General features: G+C 51.5%; 1 protein-coding gene. It reads right to left on the bottom strand.

The window, feature by feature from the left end; all coding sequences use genetic code 11:
• A partial coding sequence (locus tag VFS25_RS11385) for a fibronectin type III domain-containing protein (protein ID WP_326462266.1) occupies positions 1–2,641 on the bottom strand: 2,641 nt, incomplete at both ends.

Below are 2,641 nucleotides of genomic sequence, written 5' to 3'. Positions count from 1 at the left end.
GGTAGCCGTAGCCACGAGCGTGGTAGGCGCAGTGGGCTTGGTGGGCAGCGCGGATGTTTTTCCGCTGGCTGCAGCTGTAAGCGCGCTGCTGCCTGCAACGTTAATGGCCTTTACCTTATAATAGTACGTGGTGCTGGCATTCAGCAACGTATCTGTATAAGAAGTTGCATCAGGCCCTGTAGTGGTAATGATATTGTAGGTACCGTTAGAGCTGGTGCTGCGGTACACTTCAAAGCCTGTTTCATTGGAGCTGTTATCTTTCCAGTTCACCTTCAGCTTGTTGTAGGAAACAACCGTAACAGACTGGTTGCTGGGCGCTGTTGGCGCACTACCCAGGGTAATGGTGTCGGTAAAGAAAGCAGCCGGTATTTCCTGGCGGGTGCTGCCTACGCCGCCGGCGGTATTTTTCCAGTACAGCTTCATGGCTGCGCTGCCGCCGCCCTGGAAGTAGGTAACCACAATAGCATGCGGGCCTTTGCTAAGCGTAACGGTGCCCTGCTTGTATTGTGCCGCATGACCGCCGTCGTTATCCACCAGGGGAGTAGCGCTATAGCTATAGGCGGCCTGGTTTATATACATGCGGCTGCCATCGTCGGAATAGGTTTCAAACGTATAGCTGCCGGTTGCAGGTATATTAATAAGGCCTTCCCATACGAAGCCGTAGTTGGTGGTGGCTGTTTTGGGAGAAACATCCACAAAGGCTACCGTGCCGGTTTTAACTGGTGTAAGCGTGCTGAAGTTGGGCAGCTTGCTCCAGGCGGAAGTAGAAGTATAATATTTATAATTCAGGCCTGACCGGATAGCTGCCGCGCTTACCTGGTTGCTGGATGGCGACTGGTTACCGGTAATGTCCCTGGCCCTTACCACAATAGTATATAACTGCCGTTCCTTTAAGCCATAGGCTATAAAGCTGGTGGTGGAAGCGTCTACCGTGTACGTTTTTTTACCATTAATGTAAATGTCGTATTTATCAACACCTACATCGTCGGTGGCAGCGGTCCAGGAAATGCTGATAGAACTGGTGGTAGAGCCGGTTACTACAACGTTGCGCGGCGCGGTGGGCGGTGTTTGGTCCACCATGGTTACGCCGCTGGCTTCTGCGCTCAGCGGAGCCGCAGCATTATCATTTACCGCGCGTATTACATAATAGTAGCGGGTATTGGGCAGAAGACCGTTATCCGTAAAGGTCAGCACATCTGCCCCTACCTTGCCTACCAGGGTGTACGGTCCACCGGCCGCATTGGCACGGTATACCTCAAACAATGTTTCGTTATATAATGGAGAAGGCTTATCGCTCCAGTTCAATTTCAAAGATGTTTTGGACAATGGCGTTATCAGCAGGCCATTGGCAGCATCTGGCCCATTGGGGCCAGATGCCTTTATTACAGGGAAGGGGTCCGAGAAGCTGCTGGAACAACCATACAGCTCTGTTACCCTTGCTATGTAGCTGCCTGTTTCATGTGCAGTAAAAGTAGCATCACGACCCAGCGTATCTGTACCACCGCTCTTCATCCATACATAAGATGCATAGCCGTCGGGCAGCTGCAGCGTTACACTGTCCTTGCCTTCCGGTGTGGGCAGTACATTACTTTGCAGGCCGGGCATTTGTATGGCCGGTGTTACGGTGGGTGTTTTGATTTTTACTACTACAGGGGTATGTGACCAGTCGGACCAGGTGTTGCCATCGCGCACGCGGGCAGCATATGTACCGAACTGCGTTACCTGTAAGGTATTACTGGTAGCGCCGGGTATGGTTACGCCGTCTTTTGACCATTCATAAGCGGTAAAACCGGGCGTAAGCCCCAGCGTTGTATTTACCGTTTCCCCGGGGCAAAACTCATATTTACCGAATAGCGGCCAGGGGTTGGATTTATAAGCCCTTGACATGAAGGGGAAATAATCCGATTCAGCCCAGGCAGTGTTCCACACACTATGCCCCATGTTTGCGTATATCGTAAGCTTATAGTTGGCGCCCACTGCATTGGCACCGGCTTCAATGGCGCGCGCTGCAGCGGGGTTGGGGTTAGGATCTATACCGCCCTGGAACTCCCACAGGGGCATATACTTCCAGGTGTTCACATAGTTTAAATAGCTTTCCGTGGCTGCGCTGATGGGCGTGGCCGCTGCTACCAGCTTGGGATAGCGGAACAGGAAATCCCAGGTAGCCATACCACCCCCGGAAAGTCCTTCAATCATTATACGCCAGCGGTCTACATGGATCTGCTGGACAAAGAAGTTGTTAATAAGCTCATTAATGTAATCATACTGGGCATTGCCCCAATACCCGCTGATATTTTGCGGGTACAGCAAAAAGCCGTCAAAGGAGCCGTTATCTACCTTGTTCATGTGCGTTTGACCGCCATGGTACAGCTGATACTCATTATCATAAAGGGAGCCTTTTTCGCCAATGCCATGAAAGAATATGATCATGGGATACTTTTTGGAAGTATCGGCGGGGTTAAAGTTCTTGGGGAATTTCAGCCGGAACTGCATGCCCTTATAAATGTAGCATTTATAGGAGTCGGTATTCCAGCTTAAGCGTTTGGTACGTACCCATTTGCCGATAGCGCCCCATGCAGGCTGCGTGGGCGGGCTGGCTGAATTGTAGGTTACGACGGGATCGTTCGGATCCAGTACGCCT

The organism is Chitinophaga sp. (genome assembly GCF_035761305.1).
Taxonomy (GTDB): domain Bacteria; phylum Bacteroidota; class Bacteroidia; order Chitinophagales; family Chitinophagaceae; genus Chitinophaga.
This window is presented reverse-complemented; position numbering and strand designations above follow the sequence as displayed.